Source organism: Nocardia sp. NPDC127606 (genome assembly GCF_042671725.1).
GTDB lineage: Bacteria > Actinomycetota > Actinomycetes > Mycobacteriales > Mycobacteriaceae > Nocardia.
This window is the reverse complement of the sequence record NZ_JBHXWQ010000009.1, coordinates 88,150-113,530: the sequence shown is the minus strand read 5'-3', so window position 1 is coordinate 113,530 and position 25,381 is coordinate 88,150. Positions and strand designations below refer to the sequence as shown.

General features: G+C 66.8%; 20 protein-coding genes. 13 read left to right on the top strand and 7 right to left on the bottom strand.

The window, feature by feature from the left end; genetic code table 11:
• Positions 1–12: 12 nt before the first annotated feature.
• Complete coding sequence (locus tag ACFVJ5_RS30160; RefSeq protein WP_379225306.1) at positions 13–597, top strand: QsdR family transcriptional regulator; 585 nt, start codon at positions 13–15, stop codon at positions 595–597.
• On the opposite strand, the gene ACFVJ5_RS30155 is transcribed toward ACFVJ5_RS30160, so the two are convergent.
• Positions 594–1,193 carry a TetR/AcrR family transcriptional regulator gene (locus ACFVJ5_RS30155; RefSeq protein WP_379225304.1) on the bottom strand — a complete coding sequence of 200 codons (600 nt, stop codon included), beginning with the start codon at positions 1,191–1,193 and terminating at the stop codon, positions 594–596. The genes ACFVJ5_RS30160 and ACFVJ5_RS30155 overlap by 4 nt on opposite strands.
• A 56-nt stretch (positions 1,194–1,249) precedes the next feature.
• Here ACFVJ5_RS30155 and ACFVJ5_RS30150 point away from each other — a divergent pair, with 56 nt between their 5' ends.
• From ACFVJ5_RS30150 to ACFVJ5_RS30130, 5 genes are all read left to right on the top strand, one after another.
• Positions 1,250–2,413 (top strand): acyl-CoA dehydrogenase family protein, encoded by a 1,164-nt coding sequence (locus ACFVJ5_RS30150; protein WP_379225302.1) that lies wholly within the window; start codon positions 1,250–1,252, stop codon positions 2,411–2,413.
• A gap of 9 nt (positions 2,414–2,422) precedes the next feature.
• Positions 2,423–3,550 (top strand): acyl-CoA dehydrogenase family protein, encoded by a 1,128-nt coding sequence (locus tag ACFVJ5_RS30145; RefSeq protein ID WP_379225300.1) that lies wholly within the window; start codon positions 2,423–2,425, stop codon positions 3,548–3,550.
• Positions 3,550–4,674, top strand: a complete 1,125-nt coding sequence (locus ACFVJ5_RS30140; RefSeq protein WP_379225298.1) for an alcohol dehydrogenase catalytic domain-containing protein — start codon at positions 3,550–3,552, stop codon at positions 4,672–4,674. The genes ACFVJ5_RS30145 and ACFVJ5_RS30140 overlap by 1 nt, the downstream gene beginning before the upstream one ends.
• The gene (locus ACFVJ5_RS30135; protein WP_379225296.1) at positions 4,671–6,113 is read left to right on the top strand and encodes an NAD-dependent succinate-semialdehyde dehydrogenase; all 1,443 of its coding nucleotides are present in this window, start codon (positions 4,671–4,673) and stop codon (positions 6,111–6,113) included. Before ACFVJ5_RS30140 ends, ACFVJ5_RS30135 begins: the two co-directional genes overlap by 4 nt.
• Before the next feature lie 178 nt (positions 6,114–6,291).
• A complete protein-coding gene (locus tag ACFVJ5_RS30130; protein ID WP_379225294.1) occupies positions 6,292–8,196 on the top strand; it encodes an alkyl/aryl-sulfatase in 1,905 nt (634 codons plus the stop codon).
• A 30-nt stretch (positions 8,197–8,226) separates the two neighbouring features.
• On the opposite strand, the gene ACFVJ5_RS30125 is transcribed toward ACFVJ5_RS30130, so the two are convergent.
• The 3 genes from ACFVJ5_RS30125 to ACFVJ5_RS30115 all read right to left on the bottom strand — a co-directional run bounded on the left by ACFVJ5_RS30125 (position 8,227) and on the right by ACFVJ5_RS30115 (position 10,744).
• Positions 8,227–9,072, bottom strand: coding sequence for an aldo/keto reductase (locus ACFVJ5_RS30125; protein WP_379225292.1), 846 nt, complete (start codon positions 9,070–9,072; stop codon positions 8,227–8,229).
• Between the two features lie 257 nt (positions 9,073–9,329).
• A complete protein-coding gene (locus ACFVJ5_RS30120) occupies positions 9,330–9,785 on the bottom strand; it encodes an NUDIX hydrolase (protein WP_379225290.1) in 456 nt (151 codons plus the stop codon).
• 509 nt (positions 9,786–10,294) lie between these two features.
• Positions 10,295–10,744, bottom strand: coding sequence for a hypothetical protein (locus ACFVJ5_RS30115; protein ID WP_379225288.1), 450 nt, complete (start codon positions 10,742–10,744; stop codon positions 10,295–10,297).
• A gap of 184 nt (positions 10,745–10,928) precedes the next feature.
• On the opposite strand from ACFVJ5_RS30115, the gene ACFVJ5_RS30110 reads away from it, so the two are divergent.
• A complete protein-coding gene (locus ACFVJ5_RS30110) occupies positions 10,929–12,062 on the top strand; it encodes an acyl-CoA dehydrogenase family protein (RefSeq protein WP_379225286.1) in 1,134 nt (377 codons plus the stop codon).
• A gap of 72 nt (positions 12,063–12,134) precedes the next feature.
• Here ACFVJ5_RS30110 and ACFVJ5_RS30105 read toward each other — a convergent pair whose 3' ends face one another.
• Complete coding sequence (locus ACFVJ5_RS30105) at positions 12,135–13,064, bottom strand: helix-turn-helix domain-containing protein (protein ID WP_379225284.1); 930 nt, start codon at positions 13,062–13,064, stop codon at positions 12,135–12,137.
• 707 nt (positions 13,065–13,771) lie between these two features.
• Here ACFVJ5_RS30105 and ACFVJ5_RS30100 point away from each other — a divergent pair.
• The 5 genes from ACFVJ5_RS30100 (at position 13,772) to ACFVJ5_RS30080 (ending at position 21,832) form a co-directional block, all read left to right on the top strand.
• The gene (locus ACFVJ5_RS30100) at positions 13,772–14,524 is read left to right on the top strand and encodes a hypothetical protein (RefSeq protein ID WP_379225282.1); all 753 of its coding nucleotides are present in this window, start codon (positions 13,772–13,774) and stop codon (positions 14,522–14,524) included.
• A gap of 1,135 nt (positions 14,525–15,659) precedes the next feature.
• Positions 15,660–17,081 (top strand): family 2B encapsulin nanocompartment shell protein, encoded by a 1,422-nt coding sequence (locus ACFVJ5_RS30095; RefSeq protein ID WP_379225280.1) that lies wholly within the window; start codon positions 15,660–15,662, stop codon positions 17,079–17,081.
• Between the two features lie 4 nt (positions 17,082–17,085).
• The gene (locus ACFVJ5_RS30090) at positions 17,086–19,371 is read left to right on the top strand and encodes a germacradienol/geosmin synthase (protein ID WP_379225279.1); all 2,286 of its coding nucleotides are present in this window, start codon (positions 17,086–17,088) and stop codon (positions 19,369–19,371) included.
• Entirely contained in the window at positions 19,368–20,759 is a 1,392-nt protein-coding gene (locus ACFVJ5_RS30085; protein WP_379225277.1) for a family 2B encapsulin nanocompartment shell protein, read from the top strand. Before ACFVJ5_RS30090 ends, ACFVJ5_RS30085 begins: the two co-directional genes overlap by 4 nt.
• The gene (locus ACFVJ5_RS30080; protein WP_379225275.1) at positions 20,756–21,832 is read left to right on the top strand and encodes a family 2 encapsulin nanocompartment cargo protein polyprenyl transferase; all 1,077 of its coding nucleotides are present in this window, start codon (positions 20,756–20,758) and stop codon (positions 21,830–21,832) included. The genes ACFVJ5_RS30085 and ACFVJ5_RS30080 overlap by 4 nt, the downstream gene beginning before the upstream one ends.
• 142 nt (positions 21,833–21,974) lie before the next feature.
• Here the strand turns inward: ACFVJ5_RS30080 and ACFVJ5_RS30075 are convergent, their stop codons facing one another.
• Positions 21,975–22,517, bottom strand: coding sequence for a hypothetical protein (locus ACFVJ5_RS30075; RefSeq protein ID WP_379225273.1), 543 nt, complete (start codon positions 22,515–22,517; stop codon positions 21,975–21,977).
• A 432-nt stretch (positions 22,518–22,949) separates the two neighbouring features.
• Between ACFVJ5_RS30075 and ACFVJ5_RS30070 the strand changes: the two genes are divergently transcribed.
• A complete protein-coding gene (locus tag ACFVJ5_RS30070) occupies positions 22,950–23,462 on the top strand; it encodes a hypothetical protein (RefSeq protein WP_379225272.1) in 513 nt (170 codons plus the stop codon).
• Between the two features lie 28 nt (positions 23,463–23,490).
• Here ACFVJ5_RS30070 and ACFVJ5_RS30065 read toward each other — a convergent pair whose 3' ends face one another.
• Positions 23,491–25,311, bottom strand: a complete 1,821-nt coding sequence (locus ACFVJ5_RS30065; RefSeq protein ID WP_379225270.1) for an ABC transporter ATP-binding protein — start codon at positions 25,309–25,311, stop codon at positions 23,491–23,493.
• Between the last annotated feature and the right edge of the window lie 70 nt (positions 25,312–25,381).

Sequence of the window (25,381 nt, the reverse complement as noted above, 5' to 3'; positions counted from 1 at the left end):
ATGCTGTCGGGCGTGGCACGCACCGAAGGAACCCGAGCGCCCGGCCGCCCGGCCGCGGCCAGCCGTGACGACGTGCTGGACGCCGCCGTGCAGGTCTTCCTGGCGGGAAAACGGGTCGACGCGAATGCCATCGCCGCCCAACTCGGTCTGGGCCGCACCAGTATCTACCGGTGGTTCGGTTCCCGCGACGGGCTGCTCGGGGCGGCCTTGGCGCGCCAGCTCGAGCGCATGGTCGCCTACGCCGAACGGCGCAGCACCGCCACCGGCGGGGAACGGCTCGTGGAGATCCTCGACCGCGCCATTCACTGGCTGGTCGAGGACGGTTCGCTGCGCACCTACTTCGATCAGGAATCCACCTCGGCGCTGCGCGTGATCACCCGCAGTGACGGAGTGGTGCACCCGGCGGCGGTCTCGATCGTGGAAGGTCTGCTCGAACGCGCCGAGGACCAGGGCTATCAGCCGCCCATCGATCGCGCCACCCTCGCGTATGCCCTGGTCCGGCTGTGGGAAGCGTTCCTGTACAACGACGCGGTGGCCGGATTCCAAGGTGACGTGGAGCGGCTGAGCCGCGTCCAAGCTGCCCTGCTGCGGGCCTAGTCGCCGCCGTCGCGCAGGCCCGAGCAGTACCACCCGGCAAGGGTGTCCAGCGCCGACTGTCGCGATATCGGTTGCCGTAGGCGGTGCCATTCGTCTGCCGCCGCCAGGGTTGCCCCGAGGAGTCCGGCGGCGAGGAGGCGGGTCCGGTGCGGCCGATTTTCGTGCGGGTGCAGGCGAGTGGCCAGCGTATTGACGAACTCCGCCAGGGCCGTGGCGATTCGGGACTCGACGGTGTGGTCGCCGACGGCGCCGGCACCGAAGACCAGCTCTGAGGTCGAGTGCGGGCCGCACTCGACGAGATCGAAGAGAACACCCACGCAGTGCCGTACCCGGTCGAAGTCCGAGGTCGCCGCGTCGTGGGCGTCGCGCAGCCTGTCCGCGAGGTCGTCCAGGTATTCCAGGATCACCGCGAGGTAGAGCTCGCTCTTGGTCGAGAAGTGCCGGTAGAGCACGGGTTTGGTGACGTCGGCGACGGCGCTCACGGTGTCCATCGTGGTGCCGTGATAGCCGTGCGCGGTGAACGTCGTCCGCGCGGCTGTGATGAGCCGACCGCGCTGCACGCTGCTGAATCGGGTCGTCGCGAAGGAAGTGCTCATGGCCGGGTTCCTACCTCCATTTGATACACGCGGAACTCTATGTAACATACTGGACCATGCAACTGGCCTTCACCGAGGACGAGCTCGCCTTCCGCGACGAGCTGCGTGCCTTCTTCCGCCGTGAGATTCCCGCAGAGATCCGCGGGCGGCACCGACACATGCACGAGCTGAGCAAGGACGAGTACGTCACCACCCAGCGCATCCTCAACGGCGCCGGGCTGGCCGTACCGCACTGGCCCGTCGAGTGGGGTGGCCGGGACTGGTCGGCGGTGCAGCACCACATCTGGCATCACGAAATGCAGCTCGCGTCGGTGCCCGAGCCGCTCACTTTCAACACGAACATGATCGGCCCGGTACTCACCGAGTTCGGCTCGCCGGAGCTCAAGGCGCGCTTCCTGCCCGCGACGGCGAATCTCGACATCTGGTGGTGCCAGGGCTTTTCCGAGCCCGACGCCGGATCCGACCTGGCCTCGCTGCGCACCGTCGCGGTGCGCGACGGTGACCACTACGTGGTCAACGGGCAGAAGACCTGGACCACCGCCGCCCAGAGCGCGGACTGGATGTTCTGCCTGGTCCGCACCGATCCCACCGCGCCCAAGAAGCAGGCAGGCATCTCGATGCTGCTGTTTCCCATGGACACCCCCGGTGTGACGGTGCGGCCGATCGAGCTGATCGACGGCGGCTTCGAGGTCAACGAGGTTTTCCTGGAGAACGTGCGCGTCCCGGCCGATCAGCTGGTCGGCCAGGAGAACCACGGCTGGGCCTACGCCAAATTCCTGCTCGGCAACGAACGCACCGGCATCGCCGCGGTCGGGCAGACCAAAGTGCGTCTGGAGCTGGCGAAGGAATACGCCGCCCAGACCAGGCTCGGCACCGGCACGCTCCTCGACGACGCGAGCTTCGCCGCCCGGATCGCCGATCTCGACAACGAGCTGCTGGCACTCGAGCTGGTACAGCTGCGGGTCGCGGCGAGCTCGAGCGACGGCGCTCCCAACCCCGTCTCGTCGATCCTCAAACTGCGCGGCACCGAACTGCAGCAGGCCGTCACCGAGCTGCTCGTCGATATCGCGGGCCCCGCTGCCGTCGCCCGGGTGGGGAAGACCGACGACTGGGCGCGTCGCACCATCGCCGGATACCTGAACTACCGCAAGACATCCATCTACGGAGGATCGAACGAAGTGCAGCGCACCATCATTGCCTCGACGATCCTCGGACTGTGAGTAACCGCCATGGATTTCACCTTCACCCCTGAGCAGACCCTGCTGCGCGACACGGTGCGCAGCGTGCTGACCCGCCACTACACACCCGGACGCCGCGCGGAGGTCATCGCCGATGATCCCGGCTGGGATCCGAAGGTGTGGGCGGACTTCGCCGAGGTCGGTCTGCTCGCGCTGACCGTGTCCGTCGAGGACGGCGGCGTCGGCGGCGGCCCGATCGAAACGATGCTCGCCCTGGAGGAAATCGGCCGCACCCTCGCGCCGGAACCGATCTTCGACTGCGCCCTGCTGCCCGCGCTCATGATCGGCCGGGCCGGCACGGCAGACCAGCGTGCGTCCCTGCTGCCCGGAATCGTCGACGGCGAGCAGCTGTTCGCCTTCGCCCACGCCGATCCCGGCGTCCGCTGGCCCGACACTCGTTCGCAAACCCTGGCCGTCGCCAATGGTGACCGGTGGACGCTGACCGGTCGCAAAAGCCCTGTGCCCTCAGGGGATCGGGCCGACCGATTGATCGTCTCGGCCGTGGTGCCCACCGGAGAGACCGCGTTGTTCCTGGTCGATACCCGTGAGACGGCGGTTGTGCGCACCGCCTACCGCACCTACGACGGGGGCAGTGGCGCCGAGATCGAATTCCGTGGTGCGCCGGCGGAATTGCTCGGCACCGATCTCGACGCCGGTGCGATCATCGACGAAGCCGTGATCACGACGCAGGCCGCACTCGGCGCCGAAGCCGTCGGCGCGATGGCCGAGGCGTTGCGCCTCACCACCGAATATCTGAAGACCCGCAAGCAGTTCGGTGTCGCACTGCGCACCTTCCAGGCACTCACCCACCGAGCGGCGGACATGTACGTCTCGCTGGAACTGGCCCGCAGCATGAACCTGTACGCGGCGATGTCCTTGGCGGACGGAGTCGTCGATCCGACGGTGGCCTCCCGCGCGAAACGGCGAATCGACCTCTCCGGCAAACACATCGGCCAAGAGGCCATACAGCTGCACGGCGGCATCGGCATGACCGCCGAATACCCGGTCGGGCACTACACCGCCCGGCTCACCACCATCGAACACACCCTGGGCGACACGAACGATCACCTGCGCTACCTGTCGCACCCGCTGGGCGAGTACCAGAAAGCGGAGATCTGATGCGTATCCGTGGCGCGGTTCTCGACCACCCCGACCGGCCGCGACCCTTCGCGTCGTCGCGCCCGATCGGGGTGTACGACCTCGAACTCGACGAGCCGGGCCCGACCGAGGTCCTGGTCAGGATCGAAGCGGCCGGTGTGTGCCATTCCGATCTCAGTGTGGTCGACGGCAATCGGGCGCGGCCGCTCCCGATGCTGCTCGGCCACGAAGCGGCGGGCATCGTGGCGGCGCTCGGCGACCAGGTCGACGATCTGGCAGTCGGTGACCGGGTGGTCATGTCGTTTCTGCCGCGGTGCGAGCGGTGCGCGGCGTGTGCCCGCGGCGGTGAGCTGCCCTGCACCGAAGGAACCCGGGCGAACACCGCGGGTGAACTCCTGCACCACGCCGGCAGACTGACCCGGGCCGGACAGCCCGTGCGCCATCATCTCGGCGTCTCCGGGTTCGCCACGCACGCGGTGATCGACCAGGCCTCGGTTGTTGCGGTCGGTCGCGATGTACCGCCGGAGGTGGCGGCGCTGCTGGGCTGCGCCGTCCTGACCGGCGGCGGCGCCGTGCTCAATGTCGCCGACCCGGGGCCCGAGGACGACCTGATGGTGGTGGGGCTCGGCGGCGTCGGCATGGCCGCGTTGCTCACCGCCGCCGCGATCGGGGTGCGGCGTATCGTGGCGGTCGACCGGCTGCCCGCCAAGCTCGCGGCCGCCCGCGACCTCGGTGCGACCGAAACCTACACGCCCGAACAGCTTGCGGTGCGAGGAATTCGGGCGCGCTACGTGATCGAGTGCGCCGGTCACCCCGACGCGTTCGAAACCGCCTTTCTGGCCACCGCTCCCGGGGGAACCACCGTCACCGTCGGCCTGCCCGCCCCGTCGGCCACCGTGACGCTGTCGCCGCTGATGTTCACCGCAGAGGCTCGCACCGTGGTCGGTAGCTACCTCGGCTCGGCGGTACCGGCGCGCGACATCCCTCGCTACGAGCAGATGTGGCGGGCAGGCAGGCTGCCGGTCGAGAAACTGATCTCCGCCCGGATCGGACTCGACGACCTCAACGAGGCGATGGATCAACTCGCCGACGGCGCGGCCGTGCGTCAGGTGATCGTCTTCGAACCCGACATGGAGCCACGATGACATCCACCCTTTCCGACCTCCCGGTCGCCCAGTTCATCGGCGGCGACTGGGTGGACGGCACTGCGACGATGCCAGTGCGTAACCCCGCCACCGGCGAAGAAATCGCGACCGTCGCCGACGGCGACGACAGGACAGCCTCGGCCGCGTTGGACGCCGCGGTGGCCGCCCAGCAGGACTGGGCGGCCACCGATCCGCGCCACCGCAGCGACATCCTCCTGCGGGCATTCCACCTGCTGCATGCCGACACCGAACGGATCGCCCACACGATCACCCTGGAAATGGGCAAACCTCTCACCGAGGCACGCGGCGAAGTCGCCTACGGCGCCGAATTCCTGCGCTGGTTCGCCGAGGAGGCCACCCGTGGCAGCGGAGCGTACTTCCGCGCACCGAGCGGAGGCCGCCGCATCGCTGTCCGCAAACAACCGGTGGGCCCGGTTTTCGCGATCACACCGTGGAATTTCCCCCTGGCCATGGTCACCCGCAAGGTGGCCCCCGCACTCGCCGCGGGCTGCACCGTCGTTCTCAAGCCCGCACCCCAAACCCCGCTCACCGCAGTGGCATTCATGCAGATCCTGGCCGAAGCAGGCGTGCCGCCGGGCGTCGTCAACTGTGTGACCACCTCGCGCGCGCCGCTGGTGTCGGCGCAGATTCTCACCGACCGGCGGCTGCGCAAGCTCACCTTCACCGGCTCCACCGGCGTCGGCCGCACCCTGCTGACCCAAGCCGCGCAAGGAGTCCTGCGGGTCTCGATGGAACTCGGCGGCAATGCTCCCTTCGTCGTCTTGGAGTCCGCCGACCTGGACAAGGCCGTCGGCGGCGCGGTGCTCGCCAAACTGCGCAACGCGGGACAGACCTGCGTCGCCGCCGACCGCTTCCTGGTCCACGAATCGCGGGCAGCGGAGTTCACCGAACGGTTCCTCGACGCCGTTTCCGCGCTGCCGGTGGGCGATGGCCTCGACCGAGCCACTCGCATCGGACCCGTGATCGACGACGCGGCGGTGCGGCGGATCACCACGCTCATTGACGAAACAGTCGGCAAGGGCGCACACCTGCACACCGTCGGCACCGGCACCGCAGGCTCCGGTCACTTCCTGCAACCCGCGGTCCTGACAGACGTCGACACCCGAACCCGCCTCTGGAATTCGGAGGTGTTCGGCCCCGTCGCCGCGATCCGCACCTTCACAGACCCGGCCGAGGCCCTGCAACTGGCCAACGCCACCGACTCGGGCCTGGCCGGGTACGTCTTCGGCGAAAACCTCGGCGACACCCTCGAATTCGCCGAGAGCCTGCAGACCGGCATGGTCGGCGTGAACACCGGCGCGATCTCCGACCCGGCCGCACCTTTCGGCGGGATGAAGTCCTCCGGCCTGGGCCGGGAGGGAGGCAGCACCGGACTGGAGGAATACCAGGAACTGCAATACCTCGCCATCGACCGATGACGGCCGAGCACGCGGCGCGCGCTTCGACGACGCTGAATTCGCGGCGTTCTCGCCGGTGAACAACAGCATCGGGCGTGGATCTGGAACGGTGAGGTTCACCCAATTCGTGTGATGCGTTCTCGGCCATGCCGGACGATCGTCGATCCCGACGATTCCCGGACCCCGACAGGAGCGCTTCATGTGCGAGAAGCCGAAGCCCGCCAGCGCCGCGACAACCGATATCAACCACGCAGCGACGCAGCTCTACGACCTGGAGAACCGGGCCGACTTCGCCGATGCGCAGCGCGGGCTCATCGCTCCACTTCCCGGCACCGTCTACTCCGACACCGATCCCGACCGGGTCGTCTTTGATCCCGCCGAGTTCGACTACCTCCGTGGTGACCCACCGGTTCCGGACTCGGTGAACCCCAGCCTGTGGCGCCAATCGCAGCTCATCAGCCTGGGCGGGCTGTTCGAGGTGACCAAGGGCGTCTACCAGGTCAGAGACAACGACATCGCGAACCTGACGGTGATCGAGGGCGAGGACGGCATCATCGTCATCGACTGCATGGCCGGTGTCGAATCCGCGCGGCAGGGCATGGACCTCATTCGTGAGCACGTCACCGACAAACCCGTCGCGGCGGTGATCTACACCCATACCCACGTCGACCACTACGGCGGCGTGAAGGGGGTGGTCTCGGCAGAGGATGTGGCGTCGGGCAAAGTGCCGATCATCGCCCCGGGTCTGCAGTTCGACAAGTTCGCGATCGGGGAGAACGTCGTCGCCGGTAATGCCATGGCGCGCAGAAGCTTCTACGCTTTCGGCGGGTTGCTCGCGCCCGGTGAGCGTGGGTTCGTCACCTGCGGTATCGGCATCGCGTCGACGAACGGGCCGTCGATCTCCTACATCTCACCCACCGACCTCATCACCGAATCCGGCCAACGGCGCGAGATCGCGGGCGTCGAGTTCGAATTCCTCTACACCCCCGACACCGAGGCGCCGGAGGAGATGCACATCTGGATTCCGCAGTTGAAGGCGTTGACCTGCGCCGAGAATGCCAACCACTCCCTGCACAACATCCAGACGCTGCGCGGAGCACGCACCCGCGACGCCCGCAACTTCGCCCGCTATCTCGACGAGACATTGGAACGGTGGGGCGACGACGTCGAGGTCCACTACGGCCCCCACACCTGGCCGGTCTGGGGCAACGAGAACGTCACCGCCCTGCTGGAATCCCAGCGCGACACCTACAAGTTCATTCACGACCAGGCCCTGCGATTGGCCAACAAGGGCTACACCCCGCTCGAGGCCGCCGAAGTGATCGAACTGCCCGACGAGCTGGGCCGGAACTGGGCCAACCGCGGCTACCACGGCACCCTGCACCACGATGTGCGCGCGGTGTACACCAAGGAACTGGGCATGTGGGACGGCGACCCGGTCTCGCTGCATCCCCACACGCCCGTGGACGGGGCAAATCGGTTCGTCGAATTCGCCGGTGCCGACAACATTCTCGCGGAGGGTGAGCGCGCGATCGCGGCGGCCGACTACCGCTGGGCGGCCGAGATCCTGCACAAGTTGGTGTTCGCCCAGCCCGACAACCAGCGAGCCAAAAACCTGCAAGCCGACGCCTACGAGCAGATGGGCTACCAGGCAGAAGGCCCGCAGTGGCGAGGGATCTTCCTCTCGGCCGCACTCGAACTGCGCGAGGGCACTCAGCCACCGCCGTATGTGGTCGCCAGCCAGGACACCATCCTGGCCATGCCGATCGACATCCTGTTCGACTTCGTCGCGGTGCACATCATCGGCGAACGGGCCGCCGAGGTAGACCTGCGCATCGATCTGGACTTCACCGATGCCGGTGAACAGTGGACGATGTGGGTCCGCCGCGGCGTGCTCAACGCACGCCGCGGCAAGTCCGACAACCCGCAGGTAACAGTGTCAGGACCGAAACCGTTCCTGGTCTCGGCACTGCTGAAGCCGGAGACCGCGGTCCCGTTCGCCGACAGCGGCAAGATCACGATCGCGGGCGATCCGGCGGTGCTCGCCACCTTCGGCACGCTCCTCGACGAGTTCGACCCGGCCTTCCCGATCGTCACCCCCTGATCCGCCGCGAGAGGTGCGCGATCGGCTGGGTCAGTCGATCCGGCGGGTGCCGAGTTGGTGCACCATCGTCGGGTCGCGGTGGTCGAAGAACAGCGAGGCGCCGGTGTCGAGGGCGGCGATCCGCGTCATCTCGTCGGCGGTGAGGGTGAAGTCGAAGATGTCGAAATTCTGGGCCATGCGTTCACGGCGAACCGATTTCGGGATCGCGATGACGCCGCGTTCGGTGAGCCAGCGCAGCACCACCTGGGCGACCGACCTGTCGTGTGCTTCGGCGATGGCCGTGAGGGTGGGGTCGGTGAAGAGGTTGTTGCGGCCTTCGGCGAAGGGGCCCCACGATTGGATCTGCACGCCGAGCTCTTCGAGCTGCTTCTGATAGTCCTGGCGCTGGAAGAACGGGTTGGTCTCGATCTGATTCACCGCGGGGGCGATCTCGTTGTGGTCGATGAGATCGACGAGACGATCCGGATAGAAGTTGGCCACCCCGATCGCCCGGATCAGTCCTTGCCGGTGCAGGTCTTCCACGGCGCGCCACTCGCTGTAGTAGTCGCCGAAGGGCTGGTGGATCAGATACAGGTCGAGGTAGTCGAGGCCAAGGCGCCGCATCGAGGTTTCGAAGGCCCGTTTCGTGGCGTCCTCGCCCGCGGGCTGGATCCAGAGTTTGGTGGTGATGAACAGGTCCTCGCGGGCGACTCCGCCGGCTTTGATCGCGCGCCCGACGGCTTCCTCGTTGCCGTAGCTGGCGGCGGTGTCGATGAGGCGGTATCCGGTCTCGATGGCCTCGGTGACGACGCGCTCGGTCTCGTCGTCGGGGATCTGGAAGACCCCGAAGCCCAGGATCGGCATGACGACGCCGTTGTTGAGGGTGACAGTCTGCATGGAGAGTTCCTCTCGATTCGATGGGACTCAGCGATCGGCATTACTCCACTATTCGACCCGCCTACGTCTGGAGGTGGAAGGGTCTGCTGTTCCAGGTACTGACAGGACCTTGTTCACGCTACGGAACCGGCTGCCCGTCGATGGTAGGCACAACCGGACCGAGACCCACGAATTCTCCAGACCAGGCGCGCTGGGATCACTCCGCGGCAGGCCGGACTGATGACCGGACCTTGTTCAGTGACGTCGAGACGTGGATCTCATCCGAGTACGAGGTTGCGGTAGGTCTCGAGGATGCCGCGGATAGACGATGTCACCCTCAGCTCACCATCGAGTGGTGCCCAGACGTAGCGGGCGTGCGCGGTGAGGTGGATCGGGTGTGTCGCCGCGACATCGACGGCGAAATGCAAACGGCGAACCGGGTGTGCGTCGGGGGACAGGTAGTCGAAATCCCCGACGTGGTGGCTGATGCCGGTGACCACCAGTCCTGTTTCCTCGAGCACGCCGCGGGCGACCGCCTCTGCGAGGGATTCCCCCGGCATCACCGTCGCGCCGGGCAGCTTCAAGGGTGCCTTGATCGGACCGGTGTCGTGGCGCTCGAGAAGTAGTATCTGCCCGCCACGATCGATGATCGCGCCGACTCTCGGCGCGGTGCCGTCGATCTCGGCCCGGCGAGACAGATCCTCGAACTCCGACTCAGATACCGTAGGACTCACCGACTCTTCACTCCTACACCCACTCGATACCAACGACCGGATTCGACGAACACAGCCGATTATTACGGTACTTGTCGGACGCCGCCGATGTAAGCGAACCGGAGGGTAGCTTGAGATGGCCACTGCTGCAGCAGAACTGGACAATTGACCGCTGATCCAGTCGATGGTGGAGCGGTCGAGCAGGGGCGGGGTCTTCGGGAGCATCGTGGGGGATCGAGTCTCAGCACAACTCGTCACGCAGAGCACCGACCTGTCCGGCACGATGAGATTCGGCAACCGGCGATGTCGGAAGGTAGGTAAAGCGCTTGTGCCACTTGTCATTGAGATGTGCAGGGGTAAATTTCCGGATCGGATGACGGATGGGCGCGGCTCCCGTATGCGAGAGGCTGATGCGCCTAGGATGGACCTGCCCCGCGACGTGGCGGCGGCGCGTGGGTGCACGGGGAAGGCTCGCCTCGCCCGGTTGACCGGTCGAGGCGAGCCGCGTCGCCGCACGAACTCCGGGGGCTTCAGCTGGGGAGTTGATCGCGGGTCTCATCGTTGAGAGGTCGGAGCGGTATCCATCCGATCAGGGAGAACAGCATGAAGGCGACCACTCCCGTTTGCCCGAGTAGCTGAGCTATCCGATCGCCGATGTCCCAGCTGACGATCAGCCAGATCGCCCCACCGAGCGACAGGCAGACGGCGATGGACGTGGCTACCGCCCTTCGCGTCGGCCATCTTTTCTGCCGAGCGTCGGTCGAGGCGGACATGGGCGTGGCGGTGGCCAACGCAACCAAGAACAGCGCACCGGAAATCACGAGGCTCAGACCGAACAGGCGAGATGCCACAATGTCGTTCCAGTTCTCGCTGGCGATCACTCTGATCACGGCTGCGAGGTACAGGCTTGCGACGACAAACGCGGCGACGACCCTCCAGTGCTGTGCCCAGCTTCCCTTGGGGCTCGGTTCCGTCGACACACTCTGATCTGACACCGGATAAGAATCCCATCGTGCCTGCGCTCGCGCCGACCGAATGCGTTCAGGGCCGTCGTGGACAAGCTTTCGTCGGCTCCTTCCAGCGTGGCGCGCTGCGTATCCTGGTCGGATGATCACCGCTTTCGTCGCGGCGGTGATCGAATTCCTGTCGAGCGGAGGATAATTCGTGAGCAGTGCGCAGGTGGGGTCGTCGCAAGGGGTGGGCGAGCAGGAGATCCTGGATCGGGTGGCCGAACTGGCGGTGGGGTTTGCCGCCGACGCGGCCGGCTATGACGAGCGAGCCGAGATTCCGGTCGTGGCGTTGACCGCGCTGCACGATGCCGGGGTTGATCGGGCGGTGTTGCCTCGGCGGCTGGGCGGGCTCGGAATGAGCTATCAGTCGTTCGGGGCAGTGGTCCGGATCCTGGCGAAGGCCGATCCGTCCATCGCGACGATCTGGGTGATGCACGCTGGTGCGGGCGTCGCGTTGGCGGAGCTGACCGGGGATTCGGCGGGGTCGTTCTTCGCCGAGGAGTTCCTCGCGGGTAAACGGTTCGCCAACGCACTGTCCGAGCCGGGCAGCGGGAACCGGTTCCTACAGCCACAGCAGGTGGCCGAACCGGTGGTGGGCGGCTGGTCGCTCACCGGCGCGAAACGGTTCGTCTCCGGTAGTGAGATCGCGGACTACCTGCTGGTGAACGCGCTGGTCTCGGGGGCGCCGACATTCTTCGGGGTGATACCGGACGAGTCCGTGTCGATCATCCCGATCTGGGACACCCTCGGTTTGCGCGCGACCCGCAGCCAACTGCTGGCCTTCGACAACACCGTGTTGCGCGCCGAATACCGTGGTCGCGCACCGGGACCGGGGGATTTCGCGGTGATCCCGGCCGGGTTGCCCGCCATCTCCCTCGGCATCGCCGACGCGGCGCTCGCCGCGTTGGTCGCGCACGCCCGGTCGCGGATGATCCTGGGCAATCCGCTGGCCGAGCAACAGTGGGTGCAGCACGAGGTCGCCGACGTGCAGGTTCGGCTCGCCGCCGCCCACGCCCTCTACGACCAGGGTCTGCGCGAGGCCGACAGTGCGAGCCCTGCCTTCTTCTCCACGCTGTCGCGGGCGAAGTATCTGGCGAACAAGGTGGCCGTGGACGTCGCGCAGTTGGGTGTGCGCGTGGGTGGAGCATCAGGTTATCTGCGTCAGTCGCCGATCCAGCGGCACCTGCGCGACGCCGAGGCGGGGCAGCTGATGGCGTACTCGACCGAGGTGCTGGCCGGTGAGATCGGCCGGGAGGTGCTCGGCGCCGATTCGCCGCCGAGCCCTTGATCACCGCAGTCGAGAACTGTTGTCGCGCAACATTTCAGTTGCCGAGGCCACCATCAGACGTTCCCTGGACATCTAGCTCCACCCGACCATGGCGTCCTTGCGCCGTGCGGCGCGGTAGGCGGCGGGGGTTACCCCGTATTTGGCACGGAATGCGCGCGAGAGTTGATCGACCGTACGGAAACCACAGCTGTCGGCGATGTCGCGGAGGCCACGGGTGTCATCGCTGAGCGCGCTCGCCGCGGCAGCCAGTCTGCGGGTGCGGATGAGTCGCCCGACGGACAGGCCCTGCAGTTCGAACGCCCGGAACAGGGTCCGCCTGCTCACGTGCAGCCGGACCGCGACCGCATCGGGATTCACCGCCGGGTCCGCGAAATTCCGGTCGATGAAGTCGGCCGCGCGGCGGCGCAGCACATCCTCGGTCGTCAGTTCCCTCGTCGCATCCGTGAGATCGCGCTCCAGCAGCGCGACTATCGCCGCCCGGAACAGGATCTCGTCGATGCGCGCCACTATCCGCAGATGATCGGGACTCGTTGCGCCACAGGCGATATCACGGCCGAACATCAGCGCCGACACCGCCGCTCGCGACAGCGGCCACGACCAGCCGCCCGCCGCGGCCGCGTCCAGTCCCCACGCGGTCAGCGAATCGACCGGTAGGTAGAGGTACAGCACATCGTTGGCGGGGTTCTCACAGCGCGCGAGTGTCGACCGGAACGGGCTGTCGAGGCACACCGCGAACGCCTCACCGGCCACCGCGGTCGACCGGTGGCCCCGTTGTTCGAGCGTGGCTCGGCCGGCCAGCACCAAACCCAGTTGCAGGTATTGGCTGTAGTGGTCGTCGCCGACGCCGGCGCCGCGCTCGGCGGTGATGTCGGAGGACCGCAGCCGGGCGACCAGCACCGACCCGGTGCTCGAGGTCCACAGCGTGGCAGTGAAATCCTCCCGGGCGCGCAGGCGGCAGCCGAACGCCACCCGCTGCAAATCACGCGACCCGCGGAGGGGCACACCCTGATCGTCGGCTCGGCCCGGTCGTTCCAATGGGCACAGAGTGGCCGGTCGAATCAATTCGCTCGCCGATTGCCCCAATTCGAACAAAACGGACTTCTTTCGCGCTGGGACCCTCGGATCGACCTCCGTTCGGTCGGCGCGCTGCTCGCCGCGCTCGGTTCGCCCTCCGGTCTCGATTCTGTGCGCGTCCGCCTCGCTGTGCATATTCCACCTCCGCGCAGGGGTGCGCGGTCGCCGGAAACGGATAGGACGCGGATCCGTCACCGGTTGCCTGCACCTGTCGACAATGGGAGTTGCTCTCGAAAGGCCAAGGATAACAGCGTAATTCGATGCGATTGTACGGTCGCTCTGATCTCGGTGTCGCCGCGTGGACGACACTCGCATTCCGTGCCAGGTTCGCCGGGATGTCGTGCCAGGACGGTCCGCTCGGGCAGGGCTGTCGACTGCCTCGAAGGCGGGTCCCGCCTGCCGATTTCGGTCATTCGGTGGCCATCGCGGGAGCTCGTCGACGGTTTGCTTGGTTATTGCGGCACTCATGCCGGCGGCCTAACCTCGACATCGTTGGCCCCCTTGCTATTCCGCGTTCAACGGTCGCAGGATTCCTCATCGTGTCCTCCCTGTTCGGAGGTGGTCAAAAGAATCGATCTTCAGTGATTTCCGGCGCGCATTCCTCGCCCACCTCGACGACAAAGGACTACTGAGACATGCTGTGGGAAGCACTGCTGTGGGTGATCGTTGCCGCAGGACTGGCCGGGACCGCCGCCTACCTGCTGCGCAGGCGCGGCAAGGGTCGCGACGGCGAGACCACCAACGAGTCGGTGGGGCAGGTGTTCACGCTCGTCGGCGGACTGCAGGTGGTGCTTGCGTCGTTCCTGCTGATCGGCGTGCTCGACACCAACGCGGGTGCGGCGAAGGCGGCATCGGACGAAGCGGACCGGCTGCTCGCCCTGCAATGGGCGGGCGACGCATTGTCGGAACCGGCCCGCAGCACCGTCACCCGGGCTGTTCACGCCTATACCGGCCAGGTGATCGAGGTCGAATGGCCCGCCATGAGCTCCGGTGGGAGCGTCGATGACAGGGCGTGGAACCAGTTGTCGGCGGTCCGTACGAGCATTGCGGTCAGTCCCGCCACCGACGAATGGCAACGATCGCGCCAGATCGCGGCCGCCGATCGGCTGTGGGAGGTCTACGAGGCAAGGCAATCCAGGATCGAGGCCGCCGGTAGCGCGCTGTCGCCGATGATGTGGCTGGCGCTGGCACTCGGCGCGATTCTGTCGGTGGGTTTGTCACTGCTGTTCTCGGGCGCCAGCGCGCGCATTCACGTCGTCGTGGTGGCCAGCTTCGCGGCAGTGGTGACGTTCATGATCTTCACCATCTTCGAGCTACAGAACCCCTACGGCCGAGCGGCCGCTGTCGCACCGACGGCCTTCGACGCCGTGCTTGTGCAGCTGAGGTGAAGAAGACTGTGCGGAGAGGGATCTGGGCTGCCGCACTGGCGGGGGTGGGCCTGTTCGTGCCCGGACCGGTCGGTGCGGTGCCGACCCCGGTGTCACCGTCGGTCGAGCCACCGAGCGTCGTCGTACCCCGAAACACGCCGCGAATCGGGACGTTGACGACGGCCCCACCGGAACCCGCGGAGACGCCTCGCGTACCGCCGCCCATCGCCACCACCGGGCAGGTTCCGCGAGCGGTGCCTCAGTTCGAGGAACCGGAGGGCGCCCAGCGACCGTTCGTAGAACCCCGGCTCCCCGGTCAGGGCCAGCGGCCCGATCTACCGGCGACGACCACACCGAGAAGGCCGTTCGACAAGCCGGCTGTTCCTCCGTTCGAGCGGCCGACTGTTCCAGTGCCGGCACCGCCTCTCGGCGGCCTGGAATTGCCCGCTCCGGCCCGCCCGTTCGATGCACCGGAAGTGCCGGCGCCGCAGGCTCCGCGTCCGCTTCCGTTGCCTGTTCCGGCACCTCCGCCGTTCCCGTTACCTGCTCCCGCGCCGCCGAAGCCGCTGCCTGCACCACCGCCACCGCCCTCGGTCCCGGCCCCGCAGCCGACAGTGCCGCCTGTCCCTGAACCATCACCTCCACCGGAACCTCCGCCGCCGCCGAGCGTGTCGGTGAGCCCCCCACCAGCTCCGATTCCGTCACCCGTGGAACCGCCGCCGAGTCCGCCCGTCCCAGTCCCCACGCCGGTGAGGTTTGTCTCGCCGCCCGAGAAGGAACCGGAGGCGGTGGTTGCCCAGCCCGTGGCGGTCGAACAGCGACGCTGGGCGCTCACCGCCCTGCTGCTGGTCATCGGAAGCGCGGGTGCGGGGAGGGCGGCGATGAGGCGCTCCTGAGCCACCGAAGCAAACATTCAGCGTCCTCGCGGCAATGCCACGAGGGTCGATCGAGCCTGGGTACGTTCAAGTCCGAGGATCACTACAATTCTGTGAATTCGCTTCTCGCACAACAACTTTCGGGTCATTCTGCTCCGTAGCTCGCACACGGTCCGCTACAGTCGTTTTGCCACAATCGATAGCCGGTGGATAACTGATTCGTTCGCTCCCCGTGGTGTGTCATCTCGTTTCTCCCATGTCTCTCGAAGCAGGAAGAACTCATGACTGAACTGGCTGAACCATTCTCCGGAACCATTGCCGCCGTGCAGCTGAGCCTCAGCACCGTGGCCGCGCGAAACCTGGCAACCACCACCAAATCCGTGCCGCAGATGCAAGGCATCACCTCCCGGTGGTTGCTGAAACTGCTGCCCTGGGTGCAGGCCGACGGTGGTGTGTACCGCGTCAACCGCCGCCTCACCTACACCGTCGGCGACGGCTTGATCACCTGCTACGACACCGCCGGCCAGGCGCGGGTCCTCGCACCCGACCTGCGGGAACTGCGCTACCTGCGTGACTACTCCGACGATGCCGCCCTGCAGACGGTGGCGGACTCCTTCGTCGAACGCCAGTACGCGCCCGGCGACATCATCGCCGAAGCCGGTCGACCGGCCGAAGAGCTGGTGGTGCTCGCCCACGGCAAGGCCGACAAGCTCGGCACCGGCGCCTACGGGGAGTCGACCGTCCTCGAGATCATGACCGACGGCCGGTTCATCGGGGAACGGATCCTCGGTGCCGATGCGCAGCCATGGGACTTCACCGTCAAAGCGGTGACCGCGTGTACCTGCCTGGTCCTCACCGACCGCGCACTGGCCGAGGTCAGCGCACGGATCGAAGGGCTGCGCGAGCACGTGCGGGCGGCCCAGCTCGACGACGCCGTCGCCGATGAGCGGGCCAACCCCTACGGCGAGAGTTCGATCCAGCTCGCGTCCGGTCACGAGGGCGAACCGCAGCTCCAGGGCACCTTCGTCGACTACGACCTGTCCCCGCGCGAATACGAGCTGAGCATCGCCCAGACTGTGCTGCGGGTCCACAGCCGAGTCGCCGACCTCTACAACAAGCCGATGGACCAGATCGAACAGCAGCTGCGGCTGACCATCGAAGCCCTGCGCGAGCGGCAGGAAGACGAGATGGTCAACAACCGTGACTTCGGACTGCTGCACAACGCCGCACCGCAGCAGCGGATCAGTACCCGCACCGGTGCGCCGACACCGGACGACATGGACGAATTGCTCGCCCTGGTCTGGAAGGAACCCGCGTTCTTCCTGGCCAACCCGAAGGCCATCGCCGCCTTCGGTGCCGAATGCAGCCGCCGCGGCATCTATCCGACGAGCACCGAGCTGAACGGACACCGGGTGCCCTCATGGCGCGGGGTACCGATCCTGCCGTGCAACAAGATCGGCACCTCGGCCGGCCGCACCACCTCGATCATGTTGATGCGCACCGGTGAATCGTCACAGGGCGTGATCGGCCTGCGCCAGACCGGAATTCCCGACGAGTACGAGCCCGGACTGAACGTGCGCTTCATGGGCATCGACGACAAAGCGATCATCTCCTACCTGGTCAGCACCTACTACTCGGGCGCGGTGCTGGTGCCCGATGCTCTCGCGATCCTCGAGAACGTGCAGCTCGGCGCCGAGGGCTGACATCGTGCAGCCCTTCGAGCTGCCCGAGTTCTACGTCGCTCATCCCGCGCGGCTGAACGCGCACGTGGAACAAGCACGGGCACATACCAAACAGTGGGCCTACGAGATGGGAATGCTCGGCGATACCGTCGGTGGCGACGTGGTGTGGGACGAGGCGAGCTTCGACGGCATGGACTACGCCGGCCTGTGCGCCTACACCCATCCGGAAGCGGGCGCACCGGTGCTCGACACCGTCACCGACTGGTACACCTGGGTCTTCTATTTCGACGACCACTTCCTCGACGCGTTCAAACGCACCGGTGACATGGACGGTGCACGGCGGTATCTCGACCGCCTGGCCACGTTCATGCCGCCAGACGGTGCCGCGATGCCCGAGCCGACCAATCCCGACGAACGCGGTCTCGCCGACCTCTGGACCCGGACGGTGCCGTCGATGTCGGAATGCTGGCGAGAACGGTTCCGCCAAAGCACCCGGAACCTGCTGCTCGACTGTGTCTGGGAGATCGGCAATATCAATACCGCCCGGATTCCCAATCCCATCGACTACATCGAGATGCGTCGCAGGGTCGGCGGCGCACCGTGGTCGGCGGATCTGGTGGAGTACGCCCGTGGCGTCGAGGTTCCCGAAGCCATCGTCGGCACCCGGCCGATCCGCGTACTCAAGGACACGTTCTCCGACGCGGTCCACTTACGCAACGACATCTTCTCCTACCAGCGCGAGACCGAGGAAGAAGGCGAGGTGAACAACGGAGTCCTGGTGGTTGAGCGGTTCTTCGACTGTTCGCCACAGCGGGCCGCCGATATCGTCAACGACCAGCTCACCTCGCGGATCCACCAGTTCGAGAACACCGTGCTCACCGAGCTGCCCCTGCTGTTCGACGAGCACGGGCTGGACGCGGTGCAGTGCGCGGCGGCGCTGTCGTACGCGCACGGTCTGCAGGACTGGCAGTCGGGTGGCCACGAATGGCATCTGCGGTCCAATCGGTACATGAACGGCTCCGCGGCGGCGGGACCGATGTCGTTCGGTCCCGCGGGGATCGGCACCGAACTGGCCAGACCCGGGTTCTGGAAGGGTCTCGCCGGGCCGGGCGGCGTGCGCAGTCACGCGCAGATTCCGTTGCGCCGCACCGGGCAATTGCCGCTGCCGGACTTCGACGTGCCGTTCGAGTTGAGTCTGTCACCGCACCTGCCCGTGGCCCGCTCGGCCAGTATCGACTGGGCGCAACAGGTCGGATTCCACGATCCGTTGCCCGAGCTCGGTGGGCGGCAGTTGTGGACTCGCGAGGATACGGCCGGATTCGATTTCGCGCTGTGCTCAGCCGGTTTGGATCCCGACGCCGATGTCGACGTGCTCACGCTGTCGGCCGAATGGCTCACCTGGGGGACCTGGGGCGACGACTACTTTCCCACGGTCTTCGCACCCACCCAGGGTGCCGCGGCGATGGCCGGGGCGAAAGCATGCAACGCCAGATTGTCGACGTTCATGCCGCTGGATCTGAAACCTGTGGACGCACCGGTCAATCCGCTGGAACGGTCGTTGGTGGACCTGTGGTCGCGCACCGCGGGGCCGATGTCGCCGGCGGCTCGGGGCACCTTCCGGCAAGCGGTGGAATCGATGACCGAAAGCTGGTTGTGGGAGCTGGCCAATCACATCCAGCATCGCGTCCCCGACCCGGTCGACTATCTGGAGATGCGCCGTCGCACCTTCGGCTCGGATCTGACGATCGCCCTGTCCAAGATCGCCCGCGGCGGCCTGATCCCCGATGCGGTGTTCGAGTCCACCACCATGCGCGGCATCGAACACGCCGCGCAGGACTACGGCTGTTTGATCAACGACTTCTTCTCCTATCAGAAGGAGATCGAGTACGAATCCGAGTTGCACAACGCGATCTTGGTGGTCGAGTCGTTCTTCGATTGCGACCGCGACGTCGCCGCCACCATCGTCGACGACCTGATGCGGGCCAGAATGCGACAGTTCCAGCGACTCGTCGACGACGAATTGCCGGTCCTGTTCGAACACCACCGGCTCGACGACACCGCTCGCGCGGCGCTGACCAGCTACATCGACGAACTGCGCGATTGGATCGCGGGCATCCTGCACTGGCATCGCGGCACCAGCCGCTACCGCCCCGAGAACTTGCGCTACCCGGTCGGCCATCCACCGCGAACTGCCGCCCGCCGGGTCCACACGTGGGGGCCCTCGGGTATCGGCACCGCCGCCGCCCGTGTTCGTCCCCGCGGCGGACTCGTCGCCACCCATGCCACCTCGCCGGGAAGGACCTCCTTGTGACCAGCACCGCCCAGAATCCACCGACAGCGCTCGGCGTCGCCGCCGCCCGCACACTGTCGACCACCACCAAATCCGTTCCGCAGATGCAGGGGATCACTCCTCGCTGGCTGCTGCGCATGCTGCCCTGGGTCGAGGTCGACGGCGGAACCTACCGGGTCAACCGGCGCCTGACCTACACCGTTGGGGACGGCTACGTCACCTGCACGCTGGCCAACGGCCGGTACCAGGTGGTCCCCGCCGAACTGCGCGAATTGCGAGCGCTGCGCGATTTCGACGACGACGACACATTGCGCGAGATCGCCCTCCTGTTCACTCAGCAGGAGTTCGCGGCGGGGGAGACGATCTGCGAGTTCGGCAACGAAATCGACGCGGCCTATGTGCTCGCCCACGGGCGGGTCGTGCTCACCGGCCCCGGCGACTACGGTCAGCAGGTACAGCTCGACGTGCTCGACGACGGCAGCCACCTCGGTGCCTCCACACTGCTCGGCGGGCAGGCCATTTGGGAATACACGGCGACCGCGAACACCGCCTGTACGGTTCTGGCGTTGCCGCGCGCCGTATTCGACGCCCTGTGCGCCCGTGAACCTCGCCTCGCCGGCCATGTCGCCGGTCTCGGAGCCGCGGTCGCCGCCGAACGAACCGGTGCCGACAAATACGGTCAGGCAGCGATCGGAGTTCTGTCGGGTCAGCAGGGTGAGCCGACCTTGCCCGGGACCTACGTCGACTACGACCAGCAACCACGCGAACTCGAGCTCAGCATCGCGCAATTGCTGCTGCGCGTGCACACCCGGGTCACCGACCTCTACAACAAGCCGATGAACCAGCTCGACCAGCAGCTGCGCCTGTCGATAGCGGCGCTGCGGGAACGCCAGGAACGCGACCTGCTGACCCACCACGACTACGGTCTGCTGAACAACGTCGACCCGAGTCAGCGGTTGTGTTCGGCCACCGGCCGCCCGACGCCCGAGGACCTCGATCGCTTGCTGGCACGCCGTCGCAAGACCGCGTTCTTCCTCGCTCACCCCCGGGTCATCGCCCAGTTCGGCCACGAATGCACGGCCCAGGGCATCTACCCCGATCACACCGAAATCGAGGGCAGACGGGTGCACGCGTGGCGCAATGTGCCGCTGCTGCCCTCGGACAAGATCCCGATCTCACCGAGCGGAACCAGCACCATCTTGGCGATGCGGATCGGTGAATCCGATGACGGGGTGATCGGCCTGCGCCAGACCGGACTGCCCGACGAAGTCGAGCCGGGCGTCAACGTCCGCTTCACCGGCATCGACGACCGAGCCATCGCCTCCTACCTCATCAGCGCCAATCATGCTGCGGCAGTGCTCGTTCCAGACGCACTCGGCGCGCTGACCGAAGTGCAGGTGAATCGATGAGTAGTCCGGATGTCGCGACCACGCCGATCCCGGTGCCCACACCTGCTGTTGCGCACGGCTCGCGCACGGCCGCCGACGTCCTCGATCAATGTCGGGAGACCTGTGCGGCCACCCTGCACGCCACCGTGCAGATGATGCCTGCCACGGTCCGCACCATCGTGGGCTACCACTTCGGCTGGTGGGACAAGACCGGGCGACCGGAACGTCACGACGGCGGCAAGGCCATTCGCCCGGCACTCGTTCTCTCGGCCGCGCGGTTGACCGGCGGCGACGTGGCAGATGCCGTGCGCGCTGCCGTCGCGGTCGAACTGGTGCACAACTTCTCGTTGCTGCACGACGACGTGATGGACCGAGACACTACCCGACGGCACCGGCCGACAGCGTGGACCGCGTTCGGGATCGGGCCTGCCATCCTCGCCGGCGACGCGCTGGTGGCCCAGGCGTATTCCCTGCTCGCCGCGGAGCCGGACACACCGATCGTCGAAGCAACGAATCTGATGAGCCGCTCGGTGCTGCACCTGGTCGAGGGTCAGTGCGCGGACCTGGGATTCGAGCGGCGCACCGATGTCGAGCTCGACGAGTGCTTCACCATGGTCGACCAGAAGACCGGGGCGCTGTTCGGGTGTTCGGCCGCACTCGGTGGCCTGTTCGGAAACGCAGACTCCGGTGAGCTGTTGCGGCTGCAAGAGTTCGGCAGGCGCCTCGGCCGCGCTTTCCAGCACACCGACGATCTACTCGGCATCTGGGGCGACCCCCACGTCACCGGCAAATCGGTGTTCTCCGACCTGCGCAGCCGCAAGAAGTCGTTGCCGGTGGTGTTCGCACTGCGCTCGAACACCCCGGAAGCGGGTGCGCTCGCCGAGTTCTACCTGCGTGAAAAGCCGCTCGACGACGCCGAGTTGGTCCGTGCCGCCGAACTGGTCGAGGCCGCGGGTGGGCGGGAATGGAGTCGGCTGCAGGCCAGGCAACTGTACGAGGAGGCCATGTCGACGATCAGCGAGGTCGGGGCGAACGCCGAGGCTTTGGCCGACCTGGACCTGCTCGCGGCGCTGGCCGCGAACCGAGACTGCTGAAACCCACGCCAACGGGTCTCGTACCACTGCCCGATCGCGGCCACAGCCCGGTCGGGCCGTGGCCGCGATCGGCGGAGGCTGGTTCGGGATTCCGCGGCGGGGAACACAACACCCTGCCGCGCTATCCAGATCGGGTAGATCCTCAGGCGTCACCGTAAAGCTGGCGAAAGTCGTCGAGAGTGCCCGTGTAGTACTCGTAGTCGTCGGCGAGCTGTGCCCGGGTGATCGCGTCGGGCTGCTCGCGCGCGAACTGCTCGCCGAGTTCGGACCAGAATGCCTGCTCCGGCAGCCTGTCCGCGCCCTCGGGCACGAACTTCATCGCTTCACCGACCGCCTCTGCCGCGAACTGCCAATTCAGTTCAACAGTGGTGCGGTCCTGACCGGGCTGTGCGGTGTAGGCCATGTCGGCCGCGAGTGCGCGGCGCGCAAAAGTTTGGGAAATCATGATCCACTGGCCGGCGTCGATGAGCTGAGAAACGCCGAGGCCGTACATGACTCCCAGTCTCCGGCTGGCGTCCTCGGACTGGTATCGGACGGCAACATTGCCGAGCTCCGAGTGGACCGTCCACGCGTCCGTTCCTTCGGTCAGCGATGTTTCGGGTGGGCCGTGCCGGGCCGCATCGGATGCGGCGACAAGGCTCAGGTAGGTGGTCGCCTCGGCCAGCGTCCTCGCTGTCAGCATCACTTCGCTCCTGTACCCGGCAGCCGTCACCCCGCTGGACGGCCAGGTCTTTCATCCCTCGGCCGTGCCCGTCCTCGGTAGCCTCTGCCGTTCGAAGATGTTGGTACAAAACTATTTTGGCACCAAGTCCCCGCGGTTCGGAGTGGTTACACGGCTGACGCCCGGTTCGTGCTGCGGCGTAGAGGTCTTCCGCCAGATCTTCTTCGTCGACGGGTCGAGTCAGCAGCTGCTCGATGAAGAACCTAGTGGCGGGGCTGAATTCGCGTCGAACGTTCCGGCCACACGATTTCCGCACATTCTCACCGCGGAACCGCCACGCGGGCGGGATACGTTGTCGTCGTGCTCCTGGCGAAGTCCCCTCCTGCGGTTGCGCCCACATGCGCCGCATTCTTGATGTTGACGGCGATCATGGTCAGCTTGCATCGGGGTTGGGTGATGACGGAATTGTGGCTGCTGGCGCTACCCGTGCTCGGGATGGCGTGGTTGACAGTGATCGCGCTGTTCGCGGTCGCGATGGCCCGTGCCCGCAAGCAGACACACCGATGGCCACTGGCGATCACCGCCGCGATGGCCGTGGTGGGCATCGGAGCACCAGTTCTGTTCGTCGCCTGTCCTGAGTTCGGGGCGCGGACCCGATTCTGGCTCGAGCGACCGGCGTTCACAGCGGTGGCAGCACTGCAGACTCCGGACGACGACGGCTACTACGGCAGTCCCTTGCCGGGGCACCTGTGTTTCGTGTCGGCGAATTGCAAAGTGGCGACTATCAATACGGTCGGGGGACCTCCGGTGCGGTTCGTGCCCGATTACCTGGGAATCCCCGACGGCGCCGTCGGTTACGCGCACTTCACCGAATCGCCTGGTCCCGAACCGTATGACGGTTTCGGCGATCCGATCTGTCCGACAATGGAATTAGGCGGTGGATGGTGGTGGCTCGGCGGTTGTCGGTAGATCGACGGCCTCGTCTTCGGTAGGCCGATCAGGCCGCCACGACGTCGGCGGCGCCGTTGAGCCGGGCGTAGCGTCCGCCGTCGTCGACGAGGGTCCGGTGATCGCCGAGCTCGGCGACCCGGCCATGGTGGAGGACAGCGATCTGGTCGGCATCGCGGATGGTGCTCAGCCGGTGCGCGATGGTGATGACCGTGCGGCCCTGGGCGACCACGTCGATGGCGGCCTGCACCGCACGCTCGGTCTCGTTGTCGAGGGCGCTCGTCGCCTCGTCGAGTACCAGCACACGCGGGTCGCGCAAGAGGGTGCGCGCCAGGGCGATCCGCTGCTTCTCACCGCCGGAGAACCGATGACCGCGCGACCCGACCACAGTGTCGTAGCCCTGGGGGAGCGAGGCGATCAGCTCGTGGATCTGGGCGGCACGGGCCGCGCGCTCGATCTCCGCATCGGTCGCACCCGGCTTGGCATAGCGAAGGTTCTCACGAATGGTCGTGTGCAGCAGGTACGACTCCTGCGACACCACGCCGACGATGCGAGCGAGGGTGCCGAGCTCCAGATCACGGACGTCGACGCCGTCGATGGTCACCCGGCCACCGGTCGCGTCGTGCAGTCGCGCGACGAGCGAGGCGAGGGTGGTCTTGCCGGAACCGGTCTCGCCGACCAGGGCGAGCGTCGATCCAGGGGGCACGACGAGCGAGACGCCATCGAGCACGTCGGGGCCCGCGGCGTCGTAGCGGAAGCTGACATCGTCGAACCGGACTTCGCCCACGACATCGCGCGGGTCGAGGTCGACCGGCTGGGTGGGTTCATCGATTTCGACCGGAAGGTCGAGATAGCCGAAGATCCGGCTGAACAACGCCATCGAGCTGGTGACTTCGACACCCACATTGAGCAGAGCCATCAGCGGCCTGAACAACCCTGCCTGCAACGTGGTGAAGGCGACCAGCGTGCCGATCGTCATGCCGCTGCTGGTCGCCGGCAGACCGGCGGCGAGGTACAGCAGCGCCGGGATGGCCGCGAAGAGGATGCTCATGGTGGCCATCCGCCAGCGGCCCGCGAGCTGTGAGCGCACTTCGAGGCCGACCAGGTCGTGCGAGGTCTTCTCGAATTGTGCCGAGGCGAGGGGGCCGGTGCCGAGGGTCTTGCCGAGCTGCACGCCGCTCACCGAGAGTCCCTCCTCGACCTGGCCGTGCAGGTTGGCGAGGTGACGTTGGCGCTGGGCAGTGATGTCGCGGCGCAGCAGCGCAACACGTCGGGTCAACCAGATGGCCGGCGGCAGCACTACCAGCGACAGCAGCGACAACCGCCACGACAGCACGGCCATCGCGACGGCGGTGCCGACCACGGTGGTGACGTTGCTCGCGATGGAGGTCGCGGTGCTGGTGACCACGGACTGCATGCCGCCGACATCGTTGATCAGGCGCGACTGGACCTCACCGCCGCGGGTGCGGGTGAAGAACGCCAGCGACTGCCGCTGCAGGTGACGGAACACGTCGGCACGCAGGACATGCATGACCTGCTGCCCGACGGTGGTGGAGATGAGTGTCTGGCCGACGCCGAGCACGGCGGTGAGCACGGTGACAGCGAGCATGCCACCCACGGCCCAGAGCAGGAGCGCGACGTCCTGGTGGGGGAGCGCGTCATCGATCACCAGTCGCAGCAGGAACGGCGAGGCGAGGCTGATCGTCGAACCCGCCACGATCAGGACGGTCAGCAGGGTGAGCTGAAGCCGGTACGGCGCGAAGAGCGCGGCGATGCGACGAAGGGACACCGGGGACTCGCGCAGTTGTGCGCGGTCGGCCGGGTCGGGTCGGCGGGTGCGGCCCCCGCCGGCGGAGACTTTCACTTCCATATGCAACCCCCTTGGGTTGTGTTTATGCTGAGGTTACCTCACTATCTGGTAGGGGAAACAAAGCGAGAGG